This is a genomic window from Achromobacter piechaudii NBRC 102461 (assembly GCF_001571245.1).
Lineage (GTDB): Bacteria > Pseudomonadota > Gammaproteobacteria > Burkholderiales > Burkholderiaceae_B > Achromobacter > Achromobacter piechaudii.
On the sequence record NZ_BCTK01000007.1, the window covers coordinates 393,360 to 417,314 of the forward strand.

Annotated in this window: 27 protein-coding genes; 9 read left to right on the forward strand and 18 right to left on the reverse strand. The window is 64.2% G+C overall.

The annotated features are described in order from the left end of the window. Positions 1–76: 76 nt before the first annotated feature. Entirely contained in the window at positions 77–244 is a 168-nt protein-coding gene (locus tag API01S_RS29355) for a hypothetical protein (RefSeq protein WP_167351723.1), read from the forward strand. Here the strand turns inward: API01S_RS29355 and API01S_RS19550 are convergent. The 5 genes from API01S_RS19550 to API01S_RS19570 form a co-directional block, all read right to left on the reverse strand. After that, positions 231–683, reverse strand: coding sequence for a YaiI/YqxD family protein (locus API01S_RS19550; protein ID WP_006217384.1), 453 nt, complete (start codon positions 681–683; stop codon positions 231–233). The two genes, API01S_RS29355 and API01S_RS19550, sit on opposite strands and share 14 nt — an antisense overlap. 6 nt (positions 684–689) lie before the next feature. Continuing rightward, positions 690–956 carry a hypothetical protein gene (locus API01S_RS19555; RefSeq protein WP_006217385.1) on the reverse strand — a complete coding sequence of 89 codons (267 nt, stop codon included), beginning with the start codon at positions 954–956 and terminating at the stop codon, positions 690–692. A 42-nt stretch (positions 957–998) separates the two neighbouring features. Beyond that, the gene (locus API01S_RS19560) at positions 999–2,501 is read right to left on the reverse strand and encodes a TAXI family TRAP transporter solute-binding subunit (RefSeq protein WP_061305832.1); all 1,503 of its coding nucleotides are present in this window, start codon (positions 2,499–2,501) and stop codon (positions 999–1,001) included. Then, positions 2,498–3,706, reverse strand: coding sequence for a sodium/glutamate symporter (gene gltS / locus API01S_RS19565; protein ID WP_061305834.1), 1,209 nt, complete (start codon positions 3,704–3,706; stop codon positions 2,498–2,500). The genes API01S_RS19560 and gltS overlap by 4 nt, the downstream gene beginning before the upstream one ends. A 159-nt stretch (positions 3,707–3,865) precedes the next feature. Then, positions 3,866–4,357: a GNAT family N-acetyltransferase gene (locus tag API01S_RS19570; RefSeq protein WP_050730984.1), complete on the reverse strand. Its 492-nt coding sequence runs from the start codon at positions 4,355–4,357 to the stop codon at positions 3,866–3,868. 277 nt (positions 4,358–4,634) lie between these two features. Here API01S_RS19570 and API01S_RS19575 point away from each other — a divergent pair, with 277 nt between their 5' ends. Further along, positions 4,635–5,687 (forward strand): glycosyltransferase family 2 protein, encoded by a 1,053-nt coding sequence (locus API01S_RS19575; protein ID WP_061305836.1) that lies wholly within the window; start codon positions 4,635–4,637, stop codon positions 5,685–5,687. Positions 5,688–5,734: 47 nt separating this feature from the next. Here API01S_RS19575 and API01S_RS19580 read toward each other — a convergent pair whose 3' ends face one another. Continuing rightward, positions 5,735–6,127 (reverse strand): GtrA family protein, encoded by a 393-nt coding sequence (locus tag API01S_RS19580; protein ID WP_084802463.1) that lies wholly within the window; start codon positions 6,125–6,127, stop codon positions 5,735–5,737. 36 nt (positions 6,128–6,163) lie between these two features. Between API01S_RS19580 and API01S_RS19585 the strand changes: the two genes are divergently transcribed. After that, on the forward strand, positions 6,164–6,973 hold the full coding sequence (locus tag API01S_RS19585; protein ID WP_061305884.1) for a ChbG/HpnK family deacetylase: 810 nt from the start codon (positions 6,164–6,166) through the stop codon (positions 6,971–6,973). Between the two features lie 18 nt (positions 6,974–6,991). On the opposite strand, the gene API01S_RS19590 is transcribed toward API01S_RS19585, so the two are convergent. Further along, positions 6,992–7,870 carry a LysR family transcriptional regulator gene (locus API01S_RS19590; protein WP_050730986.1) on the reverse strand — a complete coding sequence of 293 codons (879 nt, stop codon included), beginning with the start codon at positions 7,868–7,870 and terminating at the stop codon, positions 6,992–6,994. A gap of 94 nt (positions 7,871–7,964) precedes the next feature. Between API01S_RS19590 and API01S_RS19595 the strand changes: the two genes are divergently transcribed. After that, positions 7,965–8,501 (forward strand): multidrug/biocide efflux PACE transporter, encoded by a 537-nt coding sequence (locus API01S_RS19595; protein WP_061305838.1) that lies wholly within the window; start codon positions 7,965–7,967, stop codon positions 8,499–8,501. Here API01S_RS19595 and API01S_RS19600 read toward each other — a convergent pair. From API01S_RS19600 to API01S_RS19645, 10 genes are all read right to left on the reverse strand, one after another. Beyond that, positions 8,476–9,126: a GntR family transcriptional regulator gene (locus API01S_RS19600; RefSeq protein WP_006217398.1), complete on the reverse strand. Its 651-nt coding sequence runs from the start codon at positions 9,124–9,126 to the stop codon at positions 8,476–8,478. The two genes, API01S_RS19595 and API01S_RS19600, sit on opposite strands and share 26 nt — an antisense overlap. Then, on the reverse strand, positions 9,126–10,091 hold the full coding sequence (locus tag API01S_RS19605; protein WP_006217399.1) for a branched-chain amino acid ABC transporter permease: 966 nt from the start codon (positions 10,089–10,091) through the stop codon (positions 9,126–9,128). The genes API01S_RS19600 and API01S_RS19605 overlap by 1 nt, the downstream gene beginning before the upstream one ends. Position 10,092: 1 nt before the next feature. Then, positions 10,093–10,995, reverse strand: coding sequence for a branched-chain amino acid ABC transporter permease (locus tag API01S_RS19610; RefSeq protein ID WP_006217401.1), 903 nt, complete (start codon positions 10,993–10,995; stop codon positions 10,093–10,095). A gap of 12 nt (positions 10,996–11,007) precedes the next feature. Further along, complete coding sequence (locus API01S_RS19615; RefSeq protein WP_006217402.1) at positions 11,008–12,213, reverse strand: ABC transporter substrate-binding protein; 1,206 nt, start codon at positions 12,211–12,213, stop codon at positions 11,008–11,010. A 56-nt stretch (positions 12,214–12,269) separates the two neighbouring features. Then, a complete protein-coding gene (locus API01S_RS19620) occupies positions 12,270–13,004 on the reverse strand; it encodes an ABC transporter ATP-binding protein (RefSeq protein ID WP_006217403.1) in 735 nt (244 codons plus the stop codon). Continuing rightward, entirely contained in the window at positions 12,997–13,752 is a 756-nt protein-coding gene (locus API01S_RS19625) for an ABC transporter ATP-binding protein (RefSeq protein WP_006217404.1), read from the reverse strand. Before API01S_RS19625 ends, API01S_RS19620 begins: the two co-directional genes overlap by 8 nt. 76 nt (positions 13,753–13,828) lie before the next feature. Next, positions 13,829–14,740, reverse strand: coding sequence for a dihydrodipicolinate synthase family protein (locus tag API01S_RS19630; RefSeq protein WP_006217405.1), 912 nt, complete (start codon positions 14,738–14,740; stop codon positions 13,829–13,831). A 177-nt stretch (positions 14,741–14,917) separates the two neighbouring features. Continuing rightward, positions 14,918–15,805: an alpha/beta hydrolase gene (locus tag API01S_RS19635; RefSeq protein WP_050731010.1), complete on the reverse strand. Its 888-nt coding sequence runs from the start codon at positions 15,803–15,805 to the stop codon at positions 14,918–14,920. A gap of 99 nt (positions 15,806–15,904) precedes the next feature. Next, on the reverse strand, positions 15,905–16,549 hold the full coding sequence (locus API01S_RS19640; protein ID WP_006217407.1) for a LysE family translocator: 645 nt from the start codon (positions 16,547–16,549) through the stop codon (positions 15,905–15,907). Continuing rightward, complete coding sequence (locus tag API01S_RS19645; RefSeq protein WP_061305840.1) at positions 16,546–17,466, reverse strand: DMT family transporter; 921 nt, start codon at positions 17,464–17,466, stop codon at positions 16,546–16,548. The genes API01S_RS19640 and API01S_RS19645 overlap by 4 nt, the downstream gene beginning before the upstream one ends. A 148-nt stretch (positions 17,467–17,614) precedes the next feature. On the opposite strand from API01S_RS19645, the gene API01S_RS19650 reads away from it, so the two are divergent. The 4 genes from API01S_RS19650 to fusA all read left to right on the forward strand — a co-directional run bounded on the left by API01S_RS19650 (position 17,615) and on the right by fusA (position 22,437). Then, positions 17,615–19,075, forward strand: coding sequence for an aminotransferase-like domain-containing protein (locus tag API01S_RS19650; RefSeq protein ID WP_006217409.1), 1,461 nt, complete (start codon positions 17,615–17,617; stop codon positions 19,073–19,075). A gap of 29 nt (positions 19,076–19,104) precedes the next feature. After that, the gene (locus API01S_RS19655) at positions 19,105–19,449 is read left to right on the forward strand and encodes a protein tyrosine phosphatase family protein (protein ID WP_006217410.1); all 345 of its coding nucleotides are present in this window, start codon (positions 19,105–19,107) and stop codon (positions 19,447–19,449) included. Between the two features lie 99 nt (positions 19,450–19,548). Continuing rightward, positions 19,549–20,013 (forward strand): universal stress protein, encoded by a 465-nt coding sequence (locus API01S_RS19660; protein ID WP_006217411.1) that lies wholly within the window; start codon positions 19,549–19,551, stop codon positions 20,011–20,013. A gap of 312 nt (positions 20,014–20,325) precedes the next feature. Further along, positions 20,326–22,437, forward strand: a complete 2,112-nt coding sequence (fusA, locus tag API01S_RS19665) for an elongation factor G (RefSeq protein WP_061305842.1) — start codon at positions 20,326–20,328, stop codon at positions 22,435–22,437. A 48-nt stretch (positions 22,438–22,485) separates the two neighbouring features. Here fusA and API01S_RS19670 read toward each other — a convergent pair whose 3' ends face one another. Continuing rightward, positions 22,486–23,295, reverse strand: coding sequence for an alpha/beta fold hydrolase (locus API01S_RS19670; RefSeq protein WP_061305844.1), 810 nt, complete (start codon positions 23,293–23,295; stop codon positions 22,486–22,488). 144 nt (positions 23,296–23,439) lie between these two features. Between API01S_RS19670 and API01S_RS19675 the strand changes: the two genes are divergently transcribed. Beyond that, positions 23,440–23,937: a YbaK/EbsC family protein gene (locus API01S_RS19675; protein ID WP_061305846.1), complete on the forward strand. Its 498-nt coding sequence runs from the start codon at positions 23,440–23,442 to the stop codon at positions 23,935–23,937. Positions 23,938–23,955: the final 18 nt, after the last annotated feature.

The window sequence follows — 23,955 nt, forward strand, 5'->3', positions numbered from 1 at the left end:
TACGGCAACCTGAAAGATGGTCCCCAACTCAAAAGAAAATCCTTTCGAGGAAGCTGCCGGAGCATAGGAGACGTCCATGCACGAGAACACCAATACCATGTTGATCATCATCGTCACGGGCGTGGCGATGATGCTGATCGGCTTCGGGTTACGCGATCGCAATATCGGAATGGGTCTGATGGGCCTGGGCTTGATCACCGCCATCGGCTCCATCATCTACAAGGCCTACATCACTTTTTATTGAGGCGCGCCAGCAGCGTATCGAGCTGGTTGGCGAAGGCCTTGCGGTCGGCCTGGCTGAACGAGGACGGGCCGCCCGTGTCCACGCCGCTTGCCCGCAGCTCTTCCATCATGTCGCGCACCGCCAGCCGTTCACGGATGGTCTCGGGCGAATAGCGTTCGCCTCGCGGGTTCAGCGCCATGGCGCCCTTGGCCAGCACGTCGGCGGCCAGCGGGATGTCGGCGGTGATGACCAGATCGCCCGGCTCCGCGCGTTCAACAATGTGCGCATCCGCCACGTCAAAGCCGCGCGGCACCTGCACCGCCCGGATCAGCGGCGAAGGTGGCGTGGATAAAGGCTGGTTGGCCACCAGGGTCAAGGGCACCTGCCAGCGCTGCGCGGCGCGGAACAGGATGTCCTTGATGACCACCGGACACGCGTCCGCATCGACCCAGATATGCATGAGGGCTTATTCGCCCAACGCTTTTTGCAGGACTTCGGCCACGATGTCGTTCGTGGAGACGCCGCGTTCGGCCGCCAGCGCGCGCAGCTTGTCGGCGTGCGCTTGCGACAGCTTCAGCGGGAACGGCACCAGGCCGGCTGCTTGATCAAGCTTGCGCTGTTCGCGGCGGTCGGGCGCTTGCGAGGCCACGCCGAAGCGGTCGGGCGTGGCGGATTGCTTGAGTTGGCCGGCCAGCTTGAGGGCCTGGTTTTTTTGAAGGTCGAATTTGTTCATGGAAATTCCTGATTAGGAGCGCAATCATAAGCGCATCCGGCATCAGCGCGGTTTGGCCAGCTCCAATGCCGCCAAACCTTCCTCGGCCCCGTCGTGCAGCGGGATGGTCAGCCCGCGTCGCGCGTTGGCAATCGATACCTGCGCGCCCTGCGTCGAGCCGGCGGCCAGCAGATCCTGGCCCGTCTGGTAGACGGCGCGCACCACCATCAATGCTTCGTCGCGAGTCAGGTTCGACGTGGTCAGCAACAGCGCGGCCGTACCCACCGTAGGAATGGCCGCGGTCTGGTTGGGGTAGGTGTCGGAGGCGATTTCCAGCGGCATCAGCGCGCTGTCGCCAGCGGTCAGGGATTTGATGGCGGCGGGGTCCAGCGGCAGCAGTTTCAGCCGAGCTTCGGTCAGCGCGTCGCGCAGCGGCGTGGCGGGCACGCCGATGACCTGTGCGGCGGCGTCCACCGTGCCGGCGTTCAGCGCGGGCAGCGCGGCGGCGAAAGGCGTGTCGACCGCCGTATAGTCGCGCCCGGCTTCCAGGCCGTGGGCGGCCAGCACGGATTGCAGCGTGGCCCGCACCGCAGAGCCCTCGGGGCCAAGAGCAATGGTCTTGCCCTTCAGGTCGCGCACGCCGCGCAGGGCGGGGTCGTCGCGCACCACGATGTGAACCAGTTCGGGGTACAGGCTGCCCAGCGCGCGCAGGCTGCCGAATGGCCCCTGGTCGGCGAAGGGGCCGCGCCCTTCGTACGCCAGCCGCGCGGTGTCGGCCTGCGCCAGCCCGACGACGGCGTCTCCACTGCGCAACAAGGCGATGTTTTCCGCGCCGCCGCCCGTGATGAGCGGCGTGACGCGGATTTGCCGCGAACGCGCCACTTCGGCAAGCGCGCGAGCAAAGGCAACGTATTCGCCCCGGTCCGGGCCGCCTGCCAGCGGATAGCCTTGCTGCAAACGAGCCAGCCGGCCATTGATGCGAGCCACCGAGCGTTCCAGTTCCTGCTGCACCACGGACTGAGCGGTGCTTGAGGCGCTGTAGGCGACCGAGTGGGTGATCTGGTCCAGCGTGTCCAGCAGCCGCCGCGTGACGGGCGGAGGCGCGCCGGTATCCAGCGACGGCGCTTCGGCGGCCTTGAAGCCAGCGGGCACGACGCGCTTCCAGGAGTCACCGTCTTTGCGATAGATGGCGCTGGCATGCGCCACGATCCGGTCTCCGGTCTTGTTGCCGCCGGATTTCACGCCGGTAATGCTGCGCGGGCCCGCGCCCAGCAAGGTCACGAGCGATGCCGCGCCGGGTTGGTCCCAGGCGCCCAGGGCGACGTCGCGGTCCAGGGTCAATTCGACGTCGTAATACACCACGCGGCGGCTTTCGCCAGGAGGCGCGTTGCTGTCGCTGGCGGAGCCCCTGCGCTTGAGGTCGGTGATGCGGAAAATGTCTTTGCCATAGGCTGTGGACAAGGCGGTGGCGACGTCGCTGCGCAGCGCATCGGCGTCGGGCGCGCGGCCGCAGGCAGCCAGCATCAGGCACAGCGCGATCAGAATCAGGCGTTTGAACATGGTCACATCCCTCCCACGAATGGCAAGGAGATCAGCGAAGTCAGCACGATGACGTTCAGGATGTCCACCAGGAACGCACCGGTGACCGGCACCACGATGAAGGCTTCCGGCGCGGGGCCGTGACGCCGCGTGAGGGCCTGCATGTTGGCGATGGCGGTGGCAGTGGCGCCCAGGCCAAAGCCGCAGAACGCCGCCGACATGATGGCGGCTTCGTAGTCGCTCTTGAGCAGCCGGAACACCACCCATGCCGCATACAGCGCGCAGAACAGCGTCTGCACGATCAGCATCAGCGCCAGCGGACCGGCCAGCCGCGCCACGCTGGACAGGTCCAGCGTCATCATGGTCATGCCCAGGAAGAGCGACAGCGAAATCGTGCCGATGATTTCCGTGGCGCGATCATCCAGCTTCAAGCCCAGGCGCGCGCCGCCGTTCCGGATCAGCACGCCGGTCGCCAGGCACCACAGGAAGTTGGGCAGGCTGACGGGGGCGCCTTCGACCAGCATGGCCAGATAGCCACCCACCACCAGGCAGACGAAGGCCGCTGTCATCGACACAATGAACGAGCCCGCAGTCGGAGGCGCGGCGGGTTCGACCACGTCCAGCGGGGCGGGGCCGGCGCTTGCCTGGGGGTCCAGGCTGCCTCGTAACTTGTGCCGCCGCATCAGCCATTCGGCCACGGGGCCACCCACGACGCCGCCCAGCACCAGGCCGAGCGTGGCCGAGGTCATGGCCAATGCCATGACATCCTGGATGTTGTTGAAGTCGGCGAAACGCGTGGCATACGCCGCGCCGGTTCCATGCCCGCCCACCAGCGTGATCGTGCCGCCCAGCAGGCCCATCAGCGGATGCATGTCCAGCAGCCAGGCCATGCCCAGCCCAACGGCGTTCTGCATGATCAGGAAAGGGACCAGGGCCAGCAGGAAGGCGATCAGGCGAGGGCCGCCCTTGGCCAGCAGCTTCAGATTGGCCGTCAGCCCGATGCAGCCGAAGAACAGCAGCAGCAGGGTGGGGCGAATGCTGGTTTCGAGTGAGACGGATACGCCGCCCCAGTTGGCCAGCGCGTACGCCAGGATGGCGAAGAGCAGGCCGCCCACGATGGGGTCTGGAATGCTGTAGCGGCGCAGAACGCCGATTTGCGAGGTCAGCACGCGGCCGACGACAAGCACCAGGCAGCAGGCCAGCAGGGATTGAACGGGCGAAAGCGAAATCATAAAAACCTTCGCGCCCCGACAGGGCGCAGCAAGTCAACAATCGGAACCGTTGCCGCCACATCGTTCGTAGTGCGGCCCTATAGTACGGCTGCAAATCGGCGATGTATAGAAATGCGGAAACGCGCGGGACCTGCCATGCAGAACCCCGCAAAAATGCGGCTACAGCGAGAGCTCACGCGCCATGTAGCTGGCCTGGGGCCCATAGTCCGCCAACTTTTCGGCCAGCTTGTCCAGGCCGGATACGGGGCGGTAGCCGTGGCGCATCCAATAGCTGGTGGCGGATGCCAACGACACGAGACTGGCGCGGCGCAGGCCGTGCTGCATGGCGCATCGGGCTGCGGTTTGCAGCAGCGAGTGGCCCACGCCCAGGCCTTGCGCGCGAGGCACGACCGCGCAGTCGTGCAGGAACCAGTGATCGGCGGGCTCGGGCAATGCCCGCAACGCGATTCCCAACGCGGGCGGCAAGCCGGCGTCCCAGGGATACGAAATCAAATATCCCAGCAGGTGGTTGGTATCCGGCGCGCAAGCCACCCAGCAATGATCGGGCGCCAGCTGCCAGCGGTTGGTAAAGAACTCCGCGCTTTCCAGCAGGAAGTCGGGATAGGCCAGGGCCTGGGCATCCAGGATGCCGTCCACGTCACTGGCCAGCATTGGGCGAACTCGATATTGCATGAGGACCTGTAAAGACAAAGCTGGCCCGCATTTTACCGATGCCCGGTCAAAGCGCCGTTTGTATGAGAGCTTTCTCAAATTGGGGTCGGATGGATGGTTCGCCGAGCGCGGCTGCGGTGCGATTTAGATGAGCCTCAGGCGGCAAACCGCCTTGTTTTTCGGGGGCGGGGGGGCTTGCGGCATTTCATGAAAATTCGACGAAGTGCTGCGCATACTGCCGGTCATGGCTTTCCTGTAATTCCTAGACCTGCGTCTTATGCACATCCAATACCGGCCCGAACCGCTCCCTTCGCAAGTGATGGCCAAAACGTATCCACTGGAGGCGCTGTGGTCTGGCAAAACCTCCGTGGTGCCGTATGACGCCTGCGTGACTTGCGTCATTCCGTGCCTGAACGAAGCTGAAAATCTGCGTGTCCTGTTGCCGCTGCTGCGCAGCCGCCTGTCCGCGTTGTGCACCAGCTGGGAAATCATCGTGGCGGATGACGGCAGCACGGATGGCACGGAATCGCTGATGTCCGAATGGACGCAGCACGACGGCTTTCGCTACGTTCAGTTGTCGCGCAATTTTGGCAAGGAAGCCGCCCTGAGCGCAGGGCTGGAAGCCGCCACCGGCGACGCCGTGATCTGCCTGGATGCCGACCTGCAACACCCTCCCGCATTGATCGAGCAGATGTTGGCGCGCTGGGCTGCGGGCGCCGAAATGGTCTATGCCGTGCGCGAAACCCGCCACGACGAAACCTGGCTCAAGCGCTCCGGTGCGCGCTGGTTCTACAAGCTGTTGAGCAGCGCGCGCGGCGTCGACGTGCCGGCGCACGCAGGTGACTTTCGACTGATGGACCGTGGTGTGGTCGATGCGCTCAACGCATTGCCCGAGCGCACCCGTTTCATGAAGGGCTTGTACGCGTGGGTGGGCTTCAAAGGCGAAGCCTTGCCCTACACGCCCGACGAACGCATGCATGGCGACAGCCGCTTCAGCGGCCTGCGTCTGTTCCGCCTGGCGCTGGATGGATTGACGGCATTCACGACGTGGCCGTTGCGTCTGGTCAGCCTGGTCGGCGTGGCCTTCGCCTTGCTGGCGATGTCCTACGCGGCATATCTGGTGGCCGACTACCTGTTTTCTGGAAATCCCGTTTCAGGCTGGACGACTATCGTCACCGCAGTGCTGTTCTTTGCCGGCGTGAATTTGATTTCGCTCGGCGTAGTGGGCGAATACGTCGCGCGGATTTTCGACGAGGTCAAAGGACGGCCGCTATATGTCGTGCGCCGCCGTCAGGGCAGGCGCGCCGACAGCGGCACCCGGTCCAACTGACGCTTGCGGCGAGGCCTGGCGGCCCGGCTGCGATAACCATCGACTCGTCAGACCGTCGGCCTGCGGAACGCCCACAGGCGGCTGGCGACGAACGTGGCTAACGCCAGACCAATCAATATCAATGCCAGCAATACGTCATAGCGGACGTTGGTGGTGTGCAGCAGCAGAGCATAGGCAGATTCGTTGATCAAAAAGCCCGCCGCTGAAATGAAAAAGAAACGGCGGATGGCTATGGTCCAGGGTATTTGGGCATGTTTGAACGTAAGCCGATAGTGGCCGGCGAAGGACACGACGAAGGCAACCAGCCAGCCGATCAGGTTGGCGGCCAGCGGCGGCAGGGCGAAAGCTTCGACGCAGCCGACGGCAACCGCCCAATGGGTTGCGGCCGCCGCGCATCCAACGGCGACAAACAGGCTGATTTGATGAAGCAAGGCGCGCATGAGTGCCGACGTGAAGTGGGATTTCCAGGAATTTCGATGAGCAAACGAGTCATAGTCTGCGGCGACGATTTTGGCATGAATGCCGACATCGATGAAGGCATGATCGCGCTGGCGGACATGGGGCGCATCAGCGCAGTCAGCTGCCTGTCGCTGGGTCCCACCTTTGCGGACAACGCCGCGCGGCTTGGTGCGCGCAACATCGATATCGGCTTGCACGTGAACCTGTCGGAAGCGCTGGACGCGCGCGCCGAGCCCATGCCGTCCTTGAGCAAACTCATCGTCAGCGCTTATACGGGCCGGTTGGATCTGAATTGGGTGCGTACGCAATTGAACAGCCAGTTCGATGCCTTCGAAGCGGCGTTTGGGCGCGCGCCGGATTACATCGATGGCCATCAGCACGTGCATCAGTTGCCGGGCGTGCGTGACCTGGTGCTGGCCCAATTGAAGCAGCGATTTGGCGATCATCGTCCTTGGTTGCGCCAGACCGCGCCCGGCATGCTCAGTGGCATTCCGATGAAGGAATCGATCAAGGCGCGCATCATCGGCGCGCTGGGATCGGGGGCGCTCGCGCGCCAGGCAAGCCGTGACGGCTTGCGCACCAATCGCCGGTTGCTGGGCGTGTATGGATTCGACGGCGGCAAGCGGCGCTATGCCGATCTGCTGCAGAACTGGTTGTTCAACGCGCGTGATGGCGACCTGCTGATGTGCCACCCGGCGATGAACGGCCAGGAAGGCAATGCGATGTCGCGCCAACGCCGCGCCGAGTTCGACGTGTTGGCAAGCCCCAAGCTGGGCGATTGGATGAGCGCCAACGGCGTGCGCGTATCGCGGCTGGCCGCGCACTGAGCGCTTGCGGGGCTCCGATCAGCCGGGCGCGGCGCCGCCCCGGGTCAGGTTCTCCAGCAGCCACGCGCCTGCCGGCCCCAGCGAGCGGCGTGTAGACCAGACCGCGTCGACGCGTATGTGTCGGGGCCATCCCGGCACCGTCAATTCCACCAGTTGATCACGGCCAAAGCGCTGGACCATCCAGCGGGGCAATTCCGTCCAGCCGAATCCCAGGCTGGCCATCTCAAGCAGCATCAGATAACCGGGCGCCGACCACGTTGCGTGCGGCGGCGCTGTGTCCTTGTCGTCCAGTTCAAAGGTGCTCAAGCGCAATTCGCGCTGGGTCTTGAGTTCGTCGTTGCTGACGTTCGGGCGGTCGGCCAGCGGGTGGGAGCGCCCCACGCACAACACGATTTCGGACAGCTCGGGCAGCGTCGCGTGCGCGACATCGGGCGGATAGACATCCTGCGCGGCCATCAGGCCCAGATGCGCGCGGCCCTGCTGCACCAGCGCCACCACGTCTTCGTATTCCGCGATCAGGCATTCGAAGCGCAGCGCCGGGTAGCGCTGGTCGATCTGACTGAGCATGTTTTCGAAGGTCTTGGACTGGAAGGTGTCGGACAGCACGACGGTCAGCCGGGGCTCCAGCCCGTCAGCCAGCTGGTTCGCGCTGCGGTTGAAGCGATCGTTGGCGGCCAGCACTTGCAGCGCCTGGCCTAGAAGGACCTGGCCTGCTTCGGTCAGGGCCGGTTGCCGCTGGCTCCGGTTAAAGAGCGCAACATTCAGGTCCACTTCGAGGTTGGCGATGGTTTCGCTGATGGTGGATTGGCTTTTGCCCAGTTTTCGAGCAGCGGCCGAAAACGAGCCTTCTGAGGCGACCTGGGCGAACGCAGCCAGGGATTCGAGCGAGTGGCGCATGGTTGTATCGGGATTTCCGATGGATAGTATCTTTATCGTAACGGAAATATCCGCGAAAATTGCCTCCGTTCCGTAAATCGACCGCAGGCGGGTCATGCAAGCCACCAACACCCCATCCCAAAAGCCGCAAGTCACCAAGACGCTCAAAGAGCGTTTTTTTCACGCGTTCCTGTTTGAAATCCTGGCCATCGGCCTGTGCGCCCCGGCAGCCGCCTGGGCCATGGGCAAATCGCTGTTCGAAATGGGCGTGCTGACCGCCGTGATCGCCTGGATCGCGCTGGTCTGGAACATGATCTACAACGCGGGCTTTGACCGCCTTCAAAACCGCCTGGGTTTCACCCGCACCATGCGCATGCGCGTCGTGCACGCGTTCGGCTTCGAGCTGGGCCTGATCCTGATCGTGATTCCGCTGGCGGCGTGGTGGCTCGACATCAGCCTGTGGGAAGCCTTTGTGCTGGACATCGCGCTGGTGCTGTTCTATCTGCCCTATGCGTTCCTGTACAACCTGGCCTACGACCGCTCACGTCCGCGCGTCATCGCCTGGCTGGGCCGTGGCAAGGCGCAAGCCGCGCCGACGGCTGCGGCCCCCGCCGCTGCGTCAGGCGCTACGCGTCAATCACCTTGCGCGTGAACATTTCCAGATAGTCCATCAACGAATCGGCGCCTTTGATGGCGTCGGCTTCGTTGCCGGTGGCAATGCCCTGCGCCATCAGCATATGGCGGCGCGCGCCTTCGGCGATATCGCCTTCGTGTTGATAGGCGTACCAGAACCGGCGGCATTGGATGATCAGCGGTTCCACGGCATTGACGGCCGACACATTGCGGCACGCCAAGTGACAGACGTGGTCCAGCAACTGGTCCGCCTGCATGTAGTCATCAAGGTCGCCGCCTTCAGCGGCGCGGATCATCTGCGCCGCGCATTCCACGATCTGCGCGCGTTGCGCGGGCGTGGCGCGGCGCGCGGCGCTGGCGGCAATCAACTGTTCCAGCGCGCGCCGAGTCTGGATCAGGTCCATGTGGTCCGCCAGCTGGATCATCGAAACACGCAGCCCGCGCCGAGGCTCCTGGCGGATCAGGCCGGCCGCCACCATGCGCAGCAATGCTTCGCGCAGGGGCGTGCGCCCCAGGCCGGTTTTCTCGACCAGTTCCGCTTCGACGACCGCGCTGCCAGGCTGCAACTGCAACGTGGCGATCATGCTTTCGATCTGGTCGTAGGCGACGTCAGCGGCGCGTCGTTTGGGTTCTGCTCCTGCCATCAATTATTGTTTTCCTTCGTTTTGCGCCACTGCGTGTAGGCCAGCCATTCGCCGACGAACCCGCGTCGGAAGAACGACACGCACAACACGAAAATCAGCCCGATGACGATGGTGACGACATCGCCCAGGGTGGCAAGATAATTCTGCAAGCTGACGACCAGCGTCGCGCCGACAACCGGGCCCCACACTGTGCCGATACCCCCCAGAAGCGTCATCAGCAGGACTTCGGTGGAGGTGGCCAGAGACACGTCGTTCAAGGCCACCAATTGCAGCACCAGCGCCTTCAGGGATCCGGCCAGCCCGGCAACCGAGGCTGACAGTACAAACGCCAGCAGCTTGCACCGATCCGTATCGTAACCTAGCGAAATGGCGCGCGGCGCGTTGTCCCGGATCGTCTTGAGCACCTGTCCGAAAGGCGAATGGATCACCCGGTAGACAAAAAGAAATCCCAGCACGAAGACGCCCAGCGTGAAGTAATACATATTGGTGTCCACGCTCAGGTCCACCAGCCCCAGGAACTTGCCTCGGGCTATGCCCTGCATGCCATCCTCGCCACGTGTCCAGCCGACCTGCACCGCCATGAAGTACGCCACCTGCGACAGCGCAAGCGTGATCATCGCGAAGTAGATGCCCGTGCGCCGGATGGCCAGCCAGCCGATCGCATAACCGATGGCGGCCGCCATCGCCACGCCGCAGACAATCGCGATTTCAGGCGGCAGGCCGCGAGCGCCGAACAGAATCATCATCTCGCCCGTGGCGTAGCCGGCCCAGCCAAAGAAAGCGGCGTGGCCGAAAGACACCAGCCCGGTAAATCCCGTCAGCAGATTGAAGGCCAGCGCGAACAGCGCGAAGCACAGCACCTTCATGACGAAGACCGGGTACACCACCTGCGGAAAGAAGGGCACGAACAGGGCGGGAACCAGCAGCAAGGCCAGGATCCGAATGGAAAAAGGAATGCGCGACACCTTATTTCTCCTTGCCAAACAGACCCGCAGGGCGCATCAGCAGCACGACGGCCATCACGATGAACACGACGACGGTGGACGCTTCGGGATAGAACACCTTGGTCAGCCCTTCCAGCAGACCCAGCGCCAGGCCGGTGACGATGGCGCCCATGATCGAACCCAGGCCCCCGATCACCACCACGGCGAACACGATGTTCAACAGGTTGGACCCCATCAACGGGTTGATCTGCATGACGGGCGCGGCGAGCACGCCCGCCACGCCCGCCAGCGCCACGCCGAAACCGTAGGTCAGGGTGATCATCACGGGTACGTTCACGCCGAACGCCTGCAGCAGCTTCGGGTTTTCGGTGCCTGCTCGCAGCATGGCGCCCAGGCGCGTCCGCTCGAACAGGTACCAGGTGGCGATGCACAACGTCAGCGAGGCCACCACCACGAAGCCGCGATAGGCCGGCAGGAACATGAAGCCCAGGTCGAAGCCGCCTTGCAGGATTTCGGGCGGCTCGTAGCCCACTCCCGATATGCCGTAGAAGTAGCGGAATCCGCCCTCCATCATCAGCGCGATGCCGAAGGTCAGCAGCAGGCCATACAGGTGGTCCAGGTGATACAGGCGCTTGAGCAAGGTCTTTTCAATCACCACGCCGACCGCGCCCACCAATAGCGGCGCCAGGATCAGCGCGGCCCAGAAGTTGATCTGCACGCCGGGACCGAGCAACTGGGGCAACTGAGTGAAGCCGATCCATGCCAGGAACGCCGCCATCATGAACTGCGCGCCGTGCGTGAAGTTGACGATGTTGAGCAGGCCGAAAATGATGGCCAGCCCCATGCTCAAAATGGCGTAGAAGCAGCCGTTGATCAGCCCGACCAGCAACTGGGCCAGGAGGGCGGGTAGCGAGATGTCGAACATGGCGTCGTGGGCTTAGGACTTGTTCAGCGGGCAGGCGGCCTGGGGCTTGGGGAACACGTCTTCGCCCTTGAGCACCGACTTCACGTTGTAGTAGTCCCACGGAGCCTTGGACTCTGCGGGCGTCTTCACCTGCAAGAGCAGCATGTCGTGCACCAATGCGCCGTCGGCGCGCAGGTGGCCATTACGGATGACGGCATCGTTGATCGTCATCTCGCGCAGCTTGGCCATCACGGCGGGCGCCTCGTCGGTGCCGGCGGCCTCGATTGCCTTCAGGTAGGACAGGGTGGCGGAATACACGCCGGCCTGCGAGGCCGTGGGCATCTTCTTGGCCTTCTCGAAGAACTTCTTGGCCCACGCGCGCGAGGCGTCGTCGTAGTCCCAATAGAACGCTTCGGTCAGGTACATGCCCTGCGCCTTGGGCAGGCCCATGCTGTGCACGTCCGAGATGTACGTGAGCAGCGGCGCCACGATCTGCTTCTTGTTGATGCCGAATTCATTTGCCTGCTTGACGGCATTGACGGTGTCGTTGCCGGCGTTGGCCAGCGCGATGACGTCGGCTTTCGATGCCTGGGCCTTCAGCAGGAACGATGAAAAGTCATTGCCCGGGAACGGGTGGCGCGATACGCCCACGACCGTGCCGCCGTTTTCCTTGATGACTTCCGTGGCGTCTTTTTCCAGCGAGTGGCCGAAGGTGTAGTCGGCGGTGATGAAGTACCAGGTCTTCTTGCCTTCCTGCACCAGCGCACGCGCGGTGCCAGCGGCCAGCGCGTAGGTGTTGGTGGTCCATTGCGCATTCAGCGGCGAACATTTTTCGCCCAGGATGGCGGTGGACAGGCCGGCCGACGGCATCGTCACGCGGTTCTTCTGCTTGGCGATTTCCATCACGGCCAGCGCGGTGGAGGCAGTGGGAAAGTCGGTGATCATGTCGACCTTGCCCTGGTCAAACCATTCACGCGCCAGGTTGGCGGCCACGTCGGGTTTGTTCTGGTGGTCCGCCGCGACCACTTCCACGGGCTTGCCCAGCACTTTGTTGCCCATCTCTTCGGCGGCCAGGCGGGCGGCAATCACCGAGCCGTTGCCGGCCAGGTCGGAATACACGCCCGACAGGTCGGTCAGTACGCCGACCTTGACGACATCGTCGCTGATCTTGGCCTGGGCTTGGGCGGCGCCGGCGACACCCAGGGTAAGCAACGCTGCTGCGATTCGGTTCAATTTCATCTGACTACGCTCCGTGTAGGAAGGGCACTGCGGTCGGAAGGAATGCGGCGGAAATTTCAAATGCCGAGCAAGGTGTTCAGCTTGTCCTGCGAGTGCTGGACCTCGGCGCGGTCGATGACGGCAACCACCTGGCCGTGCTCGATGACGTAATGGCGGTCAGCCAGGTGCTGGGCGAAGCGGAAGTTCTGCTCGACCAGCACGGTGGTGTAGCCGCGCTCTTTCAGTTGCCGGATCACGCGGCCGAGCGACTGCACGATCACAGGCGCCAGACCCTCGGTGATTTCGTCCAGCAACAGCAAGCGGGCGCCGGTGCGCAGGATGCGCGCCATCGCCAGCATCTGCTGTTCGCCGCCTGACAGGCGCGTGCCGGGACTCTGCGCGCGCTCTTTCAGGTTGGGGAACATCGTGTAGATCTCCTCTACCGACATGCCTTGCGGCCCCACCGAGGGCAGCAGCATGAGGTTTTCCTCCGCCGTCAGCGACGCGTAGATGCCGCGTTCTTCAGGGCAATAACCGATGCCCCGCCGCGCGATCTTGTGAGTGGGCATGCCCACCGTTTCTTGCCCTTGCACCTTGATGGAGCCGCTGCGGCGTCCCACCAGGCCCAGGATGGATTTCAGCGTCGAGCTGCGGCCCGCGCCATTGCGACCCAGCAAGGTCACGCATTCGCCGGGCTTCACGTCCAGGTCGATGCCATGCAGGATGTGCGATTCGCCATACCAGGCGTGCAGATTGCGGATCTCGAGCATGTTCTCGCCGCCGCTGGAAGCGCTGGCCACGGTCTTATTCATCGTCGGCTCCCATGTAGGCCTCGCGTACTGCCGGGTTCAAGGACACGGTCGCGTAGGGGCCTTCGGCCAGGATCTCGCCGCGTTGCAGGACGGTGATGGTGTCGGAAATGTCCGCCACCACTTTCATGTTGTGTTCGACCATCAGGATGGTGCGGCCAGCCGACACCTGCTTGATCAGATGCTTGATGCGGTCCACATCTTCGTGGCCCATGCCTTGCGTGGGTTCGTCCAGAAGCAGCAGCTCGGGCTCCAGCGCCAGCGTGGTGGCGATTTCCAACGTGCGCTTGCGGCCATAAGGCAGGTCGCCAGCAGCGACGTCGAGGTGCGTGCGCAGGCCCACCTGATCCAGCAATTCCTCGACGCGGTGATGCAGGCTCTCCAGCGTGCGTTCCGATCGCCAGAAGCAATAGTCAACGCCCAGCTTGCGTTGCAGGGCGACGCGCACGTTCTCGCGCACCGACAGTTGCGGGAATACAGCGGATATCTGAAATGAACGCACGATGCCACGCCGCGCGGTCTGAGCCGGGCGCTCGGCCGTGATGTCCACGCCGTCGTACAGGATCTCGCCGCGCGTGGGGATGTGGAACTTCGTGAGCAGATTGAAGAACGTCGTCTTGCCCGCGCCGTTCGGGCCGATCAGCGCGTGGATGGCGCCGCGCCGCACGCTCAGGTCGACGTTGTTGACCGCCACGAAGCCCCGGAATTCCTTGGTCAGGCCACGGGTCTGAAGGATGATGTCGCTTTGCATGGTGTCCGAAGGGCGTGCGTGGAGGCGGCCCCGGACGCCGCGCGGCATTCCGGGGATCGTGCGGCGCGTGGCCGTCTTAGGTCGATTGGTACGCTTTGGGGCGCTTGGCGATGGCGGCCTGGATGATGGCGGTGCAGCGTTCGCGTTCCGCGCCGACCAGCGGCAGGCGCGGCCTGCGTACGTGCTCGTTGCCGACGCCGGCCAGGGTCTCGGCCAGTTTGATGTTCTGCACCAGCTTGGTGGAGACATCCAGGTGCAGCAGCGGCGTGAACCACTGGTACAGCGCCAGCGCTTCGTCCCACTTGCCGGCCTGCATCAGGTCGTACAGCGCCACGGTTTCACGCGGGAACGCCGTGACCAGACCCGCCAGCAGCCCATCGGCGCCCAGCGCCAGCGCTTCGAACGACAGGTCGTCCACGCCGATGAACAACTGGTAGCGCGTGCCCAGCGCGTTGCGCAGGTCGGTCAGGCGTCGGATGTCGTCGCTGCTTTCCTTGATGGCGACCAGCCACGGGCAATCGGCCAGTTCGACCATGTGCTCGGGTTTCAGATCGACCCGGTACGCGACGGGGTTGTTGTAGATCATGCAGGGCTTCTGCGCGGCTTCGGCCATGGTGCGGATGCTTTGCATCGCTTCGCGCGCGTCCGCTACGTAGATCAGCGAGGGCATCAGCATGAAGCCATCCACGCCCAGTTCGACTGCGGCCTTGATGAAACGCAGCGCCTCGCGGGTGCTGGTCTCGGACACGTTGGCCAGCACCGGGATACGGCCCGCGCTGACTTCGACGGCGCACTTTGTGACGGCCAGTTTTTCTTCAAGGGTGAGGGTGCTGGCTTCGCCCAGCGAACCGCAGGTGACCAGGCCATGGACCCCGTTGTCGATCAGGAAGCCGAAATGCTTGCGCATCGCTTCGAAGTCTAGGCTTTCGTCGTCGTGGAACTTGCTGGTGACGGCAGGATATACGCCCTGCCAACGCACGTTATTCAACTGGCTTCTCCTGAAGATGCCGTCGCTTCAAGGGAGCGGCGAACAGGAGCAAAGTCTAATATTCGTTAAATATATTTAGTAGATATTTTTATATGGGAGTTTCCCGAGAGCGGGTTTTCCCGGCGAATCCGTTTGGGCGGCAAGGTGTGGCGGCGACGCGCTCAGGCAAGCGGCGCGTCAGCCTGCTTTGCGAGAGTAGGCGCGGGTTGCGTCCTGCATGAAGGTTTTGACGGCCGCGTCGTATTGCGGGCCGCTGCGGAAGGCGCCCGAGTGCGACGCGCCTTCGATCTTGACCAGCCGTTTGAGCTCGGGCGCGACGTTGCGTGCGGCGGCGAACAGTTCGTCGCTCATGGTGTGCGGCACGACGCGGTCGGCGGTGCCGTGCATGAAAAGCATCGGCGTGTGCAGGCGAGCCAGCTTGTCCACCGAATCGAAGGGTTGCGTCACCAGCAAGCCCGCGCCCGGCACCTTGCCCCAGCGCAGCGTGCCCAGCATCGCGCCGATGCTGGTGAAGCTGGACTCCACGATCAGGCCGGCAAAATCTGGCTGTTCGGGCCGGGCCGCCAGGTCGATGGCGATGGCGCCGCCCAGGCTATGGCCGTAGATGAAGCGGCGTGCGGGGTCGGGTTGCAGTCGGGCAAGCTCGTTCAAACCGGCCATGGCGTCTTCCAGCGCGCTTTCTTCCGAGGGCAAACGCGGGGTCGATGCGCCAAAACCGCGATAGTCGATGGCCAGCACCGAATAGCCCATGCGCGTCCAGCCGTCGATACGGAAGGCGCTGCCGTTAAGGTTCCAGCGCGCGCCGTGCAGGTAGAGCACGGTGGGCGCGCCGGCCTTCGGGCTTTGCCAATACCAGGTGCGTATCTTGTCGCCGTTGGCCAGTTTCAGGTCGTAGACCTCGGTGCCGGCGGCGGGTTCGCGCCACCACGTCTGCGGTTCGGACTGCGGCGCGAAGATCGTTTGCCGCTGCCAGGAATCCAGCTGCGAGCAGCCCACCACGCTGGCGGCGGCCAGCAGGGCGGCGATGAACAGACGGCGGGGAGAAAATCGGGGCAGGGCGGGCATGAAAAATATGACCGGGGTCGGGCCGGTGGGTTCCGCCGTCAGCATACTCCCCGACGCGCGCCCCGCGTCAACGTGCGGTGCCGAGCGCGGGGGCGAGCGTCAATGCAGCAGGTCGAGCGCCACCGGATACAGCGACGCCACAAGCAGCAGCGCCATGCCCACATTGAAAGCGCGTACCGCCCAGGGCTTGTGCAGCACGCGGCGCAGCGCCGTGCCAAACGTGACCCACACACCAATGCTGGGCAGGTTGACCACGCCGCACACGATGGTGGCGATGACCAGGTTGGCGAAGAACCCGTTCTGCGGGGTATAGGTCGCCACGACGCCCACCGCCATGACCCAGGCCTTGGGATTGACCCACTGAAACGCGGCGGCCTGCAAGAACGTGAAGGGTTTGCCACGCGCCTCGCCATCTTCCATATCGCCTGAATTGGCGATCTTCCACGCGAGATAAAGCAGATAGGCGGCGCCGGCGTACTTCAGCACGGTATAGAGTCCCGGCACCTGCTGAAACACCGAGCCCAGGCCGACGCCCACCAGGAAGATCATCAAGGTGAAGCCCAGGTTCACGCCCAGCAGGTGCGGCAGGCTGCGGCGAAATCCGAAGTTCAGGCCGGACGAAGCCAGCATTACGTTGTTGGGCCCCGGCGTGATCGAGCTGACCAGCGCGAACAGGGCCAGCGGGCCCAGCAGCGACGCGGACGCCAGGGGCACGTCGGCCCAATTGGTCGGGAACAGATTCATTTTTTGGTCCTCACGATGGCACGGCGTCCGCCGGCGATAACGGCGATCACGGCCAAGGCGAACACGAATGTCGACGCCTCCACCGCTTCGCCAAACAACAATGCGGCCGCCACGACAGTCAGGAACGGTTGCAACAACTGCACTTGGCCGACTCGGGCAATGCCGCCCACGGCCAGGCCGCGATACCAGGCGAAGAATCCAAGAAACATAGATCCGAACGCCAGATACGCACAAGCAGATACGACGGTGGCGCTGGGCCAATGCGCCTGCACGGCCATCCATCCCACCGGCGCGGCCACCACGGGTGCGCTGATCGCCAAGGCCCAGCAGATCGTGCGCGAGCCGCCCAACGTACGCGCCGCGCGTCCGCCTTCCGCGTAACCCATGCCGCCCAATACGACGGCCAGCAGCAGCCACAGATAGCCGGTGCTCAAGGTGCCGTTGCCCTGGCGCAGCGCAAAGGCCGTTACCAGTACCGCGCCAGCCACGGCCCATGCCCAAAAGCTGGCGGAGGGCCGCTCGCCGCTGCGCAGCGCGGCGAATGCGGCAGTGGACAGCGGCAGCAAGCCGTTGAAGACGGCGCCCTGCGCCGACGGCACGGTTTGCATCGCCAGGGACGAAGCCAGCGGCCAACCGACCACAATGCCCAGCGCGGCAAGAATGACTCCCGGCCATTCCTGGCGGTTCGGACGCCGGCTGCGCGTTACGACGAGCAGGACCACGGCCGGCACCGCAGCCACCAATGCCCGCCCCAGCCCCACCAGCAGCGGCGCCAGTTCAGCCACCGCGAGATGCGTCATGGGCAGCGTCAGTGAAAAGACCAGTACGCCCAGGAAGCCATACCCGTAGCCCTCCCAGACAGGGGGCGGCGCGGCGGGCGCCGTCTGGGCGGAAGGGTAGAGCGCGGAGCGGGACATGAGAGGTGCCAGAGAGATGCTGAAAGGCTGGGACGGGTGGAAGACCTGTTGCGGCCACGCCGTATTGCTGTCACTCTACGCATAGTTATCGGTACAGTACCGGTACACTTTGGCAGATCACTTTAATCACTGGCCTGGTCAAATCCCCATGACAGTTGCTCCTCCCCCCGCTTCTTCGCTGCCTTGGCTGCCCGTCCGGCAGGCCGACGCCTCCTTGGTTACGCAGTTGGCCGACGGTTTGGCCCGGCGCATTGACGAACAAGGGCTGCGCCCGGGCACGCGACTGCCTTCCATCCGCAAGATGGCCGAACAGTCCGGCGTCAGCCGCTTCACCGTGGTCGAGGCTTACGATCGCCTGGTAGCACGCGGGCTGGTGCAATCGCGGCGTGGCGCGGGCTTTTTCGTGCGTGCCCGCAGTGGCCCCCTGGCAGCGGTGGCTGCCCCACCGGCCGCCTCGCTCGCGCCGCCCGCGCGCATCGATATCGCCTGGCTGCTGCGCAGCATGTTCCGCGAAACCAGCTCTCTGGGCATGCCTGGCGGGGCGGGCTTGCTGCCGGCCGACTGGCTCGACCCGGAAATGGTGGCCGGCGCGGTGCGCGCGGTGGGCCGGTCGGTGCGTGCGAACCTAGTCAGCTACGGGCACCCGCAAGGGTTTGCACCGCTGCGCCAGCAGATCGCGGCGTCCTTGCAGAACGATGGCGTGCCCGCCCACCCCGAATTGAACCTGTTGACCACGAACGGCGTCACGCACGGGCTGGACCTGATCGCGCGGCATTTCGTCAAGCCGGGCGATACCGTCCTGGTGGAAGACCCCGCGTGGTTCGTCATCTTCGGCAGATTGGCGGCCTTTGGCGCACGGCTGATTGGCGTGCCGCGCGGGCCGGACGGCCCCGACATCGCCCGGTTGGAGCAGATGGCGGCCGAGCACAAGCCCAAGCTTTTCATCATCAACAGCGCCGTGCACAATCCCACCGGCCACACGCTGACGGCCGGTGTGGCGTACGACATCCTGCGCATCGCGGAACGGCACGACTTCATGGTGGTGGAAGACGACACCTATGGCGAATTGCACCCCGGTGGCGCGATGAAGCTGGCCGTGCTCGACAGACTGAACCGAGTCATCCTGGTCAGCGGCTATTCCAAGATGCTGGCCGCCAGCCTGCGCGTGGGCTATGTCGCGGCCAATTCCGACATCCTGCAAAAACTGGCCGACCTGAAAATGCTGGCGGGCCTGACTTCGCCGGAGCTGGGCGAACGCGTGATCCATCGGGTGCTGATGGAAGGGCAGTACCGCCGCCACATCGAGCGCGTGCGCGCCCGGGTGGACGAGGCGCGTCAACGCTGCCTGAAAGGCCTGCTGAAGCTGGGCCTGACGGTGCCGCATGAACCCAACGCGGGCATGTTCGTCTGGGCCGATTGCGGACGCGATAGCGAGGTGCTGGCGCGCGAGGCCGCCGACCAGGGCATGCTGTTGGCGCCGGGCACGCTTTTCTCGCCTTCGCAGGCGCCGTCAACCATGCTGCGCTTTTCGGTGTCCATCGCCGATGACCGCGGCATCTGGACCCAATTGGAAAAACTCTTCGCGCAAAACGGCTCCTACAATCAATAATATGCAGCTATCTATCTGAAGGAACCGCCATGTCCGCACCCATCAAGCCCCTGACCGAAAATTTTGCCGTTGCGCCGCAACTCGGCCCCGACGACATGGCCGATGTCGCCGCCGCCGGCTATAAAAGCGTCATCATCAATCGCCCCGATTTCGAGGGTGGCCCGGATCAACCCACCGCCGCCGACGTATCCAAGGCTGCCGAAGCTGCCGGCCTGAAGGTCGAATACCAGCCCGTCGTGGGCAGCGCCATGACCGTGTCTGACGTGGTGCGCTTCGCCGAATTGCTCAAGACGCTGCCGGCCCCCGTGCTGGCATACTGCCGCACCGGCACGCGCTGCACCAACTTGTACGCCGCATCCCAACAACTGGGCTGACGCCCGGCTTGACGCGCATCAAGCCTGCTGGGTTCCCTTGATGTGAACCTGGCGGCTTTCCGGTAGCATAAAGATTCCTCTCAAACAGGAGCAGGCAAGATGTTCAAGAAGATCCTGATTCCCACCGACGGTTCGCCCCTGTCGGCCCAAGCTGCCAACGCCGGCATTTGCTTTGCTCGTTCGGTCGGCGCTGAAGTCGTCGCGCTGTACGTGACCCAACCGTTCGCGGCCACCATCGGTTTTGACGGCATGGCCGCTGCGTACGCCATCACCGACGAAGATTACGAGAAGGCATCGGCCGAGCAAGCCGACAAGTACCTCAAGCAGATCACCGATCGCGCCGATACCGCTGGCGTCAAATCCGAATCGCGCGCCGTCTCCAACTTCAACGTGGCCGACGGCATCGTGCAAGCGGCCTCCGACGCGGGTTGCGACCTGATCTTCATCGGCAGCCACGGCCGCAGCGGCCTGTCGCGCTTGCTGCTGGGCAGCGTCACCGCCAAGGTGCTGTCGCTGGCCACCACCGCCGTGCTGGTGTATCGCGTGAAGGAAGAAAAGAAGTAAGCACCATCTGCGTGCTTACCCCGCGCCGCCGCTGGTTGCGCGCTGCGCCGAAGCCCCTCTTTTCGAGGGGCTTTTTTTTTCGTCCGCCCCATCCGCACGGCGCCGCCACGAAAGCGCTTGCGGCCGCGCCGCGCGTGAATCCTTATGGGCCGTAGTGGCAAAGCTTGAAAGTTGACGCGCCGCGCGTAATATTTACGCATCAGCGCGGGCGCAGTTACGCATTACCCCTTAGAAACGCGGCATGGCGCCCGCCGCGGCAGCGCCCGGTCGGGCTTGCCGTATTGCCCAGTAGTTCCCTGCAAGGAAGAGGCCATGACCCGCAAGACTCGTATCGAGCTTTACCGCAATATCGGCATCAGCGCCCATATCGACGCGGGCAAAACGACGACCACCGAGCGCATCCTCTTCTATACCGGCATCACTCACAAGATCGGCGAGGTCCATGACGGCGCCGCCGTGATGGACTGGATGGAGCAAGAGCAGGAACGCGGCATCACCATTACGTCGGCTGCAACCACCGCCTTCTGGAAGGGCATGGCGGGAAATTATCCCGAGCACCGCATCAACATCATCGACACCCCGGGCCACGTGGATTTCACCATCGAGGTCGAACGCTCCATGCGCGTGCTGGACGGCGCGGTGATGGTGTACGACGCGGTGGGTGGCGTGCAGCCGCAGTCCGAAACGGTCTGGCGTCAGGCCAACAAGTACAAGGTGCCGCGCCTGGCGTTCGTGAACAAGATGGACCGGGTGGGCGCGGATTTCCTGCGCGTGCAACGCCAGATCGCCGAGCGCCTGAAAGGCGACGCCGTGCCGATCCAGTTGCCCGTGGGCGCCGAAGACCATTTCGAAGGCGTGATCGACCTGGTCAAAATGAAGGCCATCATCTGGGATGACGCCAGCCAGGGTGTGAAGTTCCAATACGAAGACATCCCCGCCGCCATGCAGGCCGAGGCGCAGAAGTGGCACGACAAAATGGTCGAGAAGGCCGCTGAGGCCAACGAAACGCTGCTTGAAAAGTATCTGTCGGGCGAGACCCTGACCGAAGACGAAATCAAGCAGGGCTTGCGCGCGCGCACCATCGCCAACGAAATCGTGCCCATGCTGTGTGGCAGCGCGTTCAAGAACAAGGGCGTGCAAGCCATGCTGGACGCCGTCATCGACTACATGCCGTCGCCTGTGGACGTGCCCGCCATCAAGGGGCATGACGAGCGCGACCGCGAAATTGAACGTCATCCGGCAGACAACGAACCGTTTTCGGCGCTGGCTTTCAAGATCATGACCGACCCCTTCGTGGGCCAGTTGGTGTTTTTCCGCGTCTATTCGGGCGTGGTGAAGTCGGGCGATTCTGTCTACAACCCGATCAAGGGCAAGAAAGAACGCCTGGGCCGCATCCTGCAGATGCATGCCAACGAACGGCGCGAAATCACCGAGGTGTACGCGGGCGACATCGCGGCGGCGGTCGGCATCAAGGATGTCACGACCGGCGATACGCTGACCGATCCCGCCCACATCATCGTGCTGGAACGCATGGTCTTTCCCGAACCCGTGATCTCGCAGGCGGTGGAACCCAAGACCAAGGCCGACCAGGAAAAGATGGGCATCGCGCTCAACCGGCTGGCGCAGGAAGATCCTTCGTTCCGCGTGCGCACGGACGAGGAATCAGGCCAGACCATCATTTCAGGCATGGGCGAGCTGCACCTGGAAATCCTGGTCGACCGCATGAAGCGCGAGTTCAATGTGGAAGCTACCGTCGGCAAGCCGCAGGTGGCCTACCGCGAAACCATCCGCAAGGCTTGCGACGAAGTCGAAGGCAAGTTCGTCAAGCAATCGGGCGGCCGCGGTCAGTACGGGCACGTGGTGCTCAAGCTTGAGCCTCAGGAACCGGGCAAGGGCTATGAGTTCGTCGACGCCATCAAGGGCGGCGTGGTGCCGCGCGAGTTCATCCCGGCAGTCGACAAGGGCATCCGCGAATCGCTGAACGCCGGCGTGCTGGCGGGCTATCCGGTGGTGGACGTGAAGGCGACGCTGTTCTTCGGTTCCTACCACGACGTGGACTCGAACGAGAACGCGTTCAAGATGGCGGGGTCGATGGCGTTCAAGGAAGGGATGCGCCGCGCCGACCCCGTGCTGCTTGAGCCGATGATGCAGGTCGAGGTGGAAACCCCAGAAGACTTCACCGGCAACGTGATGGGCGACCTGTCCTCGCGGCGCGGCATGGTGCAGGGCATGGAAGACATCGCGGGCGGGGGCGGCAAGGTGGTGCGCGCCGAAGTGCCGCTGGCCGAGATGTTCGGCTATTCCACGTCATTGCGGTCTTTGACGCAGGGGCGCGCGACCTACACGATGGAGTTCAAGCACTACGCCGAAGCGCCGCGCCAGGTGGCGCAGGAAATCATCGCGGCTCAGGGCGCGGCCCGCTGAGGCTGCCGGGCCAGCGCGCGGCGGGCGGATGCCGGCGCGCGTTGGCCCTCAACCGCCGATGAATTCCTGGATCGCGCCATTGAACGCGCGCGGGTTGCCCAGGTTCATGCCGTGCGACGATCCCACCACCGTCACGCGCTGCGCGTGCGGCAGCCATTCGGACAAGGCGTCCAGGACAGCGGGATAGGGGGCGGGGCTCAGTGCTCCGCCGATCAGCAGCGTCGGCATCTTCAGCGTGGCGATCTGCCTGGGCGTCAGCGCTTCGGGCTTTTCGTCGGCCTGGCCGAACAGCGTGCCGACGTTGTCGCGCACCATCTCCTTGAACCAAGGCACCATGCGCTGCCAGGTGTTGGGCCCCGTCACGGTGTCCACGAACAGGGCCAAGCCTTCTTCGACATCACCTTGGCGTATCAGCGACAGCGCGCGTTGGCGAAAGCCGCCGCGAGCGTCGTCACTGCCCGGCAGAGGCAGGCCGGGGTCGGCCAGGGTCAGGCTGCGCACGGCGTCGGGCTGGGTCAATGCCGCTTCCAGCACCACGCGGCCGCCTCGCGAATGGCCTACCAGATGGGCAGGGCCGCCCGCCACGGTGTCGACGAATTCGAGGACATCGGCAGCGTGCTGCTCGATGGAAAAACCATCGCCTTCGCCATCCCAGGATTCCGGCCAGTAGCGGCGCAGGCAAACCGCCAGCACTCGAAATGAACTACCCAGCGGCGCCATCTGGGATTTCCAGTAGCGACAGTCGGACAACGATCCATGCACCAGCACCAGCGGCGTGCCGCTGCCATATTCGGTGTAGGACATGGCGTAGCCGCCAACAAGGGCGGTTTGCAAGGGAAGGACGGGTTCGGAACGCATGAGGACGCAAAGCAAAAAGCCAGGTCCGCATTCTAGCCCGCGCCCTGGCCTCACCCATCGCGGGCGCCGCTGATAAACTCATCCTCGGTTTTTCGCACGCAGCGTTTGCCGCGCTGCGGCCCTTATTCCATGGAGTCCGTCACGATGTCCCCCGAGTCTCTTGCCGCCTTGCCCGAATCTGCCCAGCGCGTGGCCCGCCTGCTGCTGGAAATCGGCCATGACAAACCCGTCGTAGTCCTGCCGCAAACCGGCAAGACCTCGGCCGAGGCGGCGGCGGGCCTAGGGTGCGAGGTGGCTCAGATTGCCAAGTCGATCATTTTTCGGCGCGCGTCCGACAACGCGCCTGTGCTGGTCATCGCCAGCGGGGCCAATCGCGTGGACGAGGCCAAGGTTGCAGAGCAGGTCGGCGCATTGGCCAAGGCCGACGCCAAGTTCGTGCGCGACATGACCGGTTATGCCATTGGGGGCGTCTGCCCCATTGGTCACGCCGTCAAGCCGGTGATGCTGCTGGATGCGGATCTGTTCAATTACGACAGCCTTTGGGCCGCTGCGGGGCATCCACACGCCGTCTTCAATCTGACGCCCCGACAATTGGCCGACATGACCGGCGCGCCGGTGGTCGACGTCGCCCAGCGCGCCTGACAGCACCGGTGCACGGCG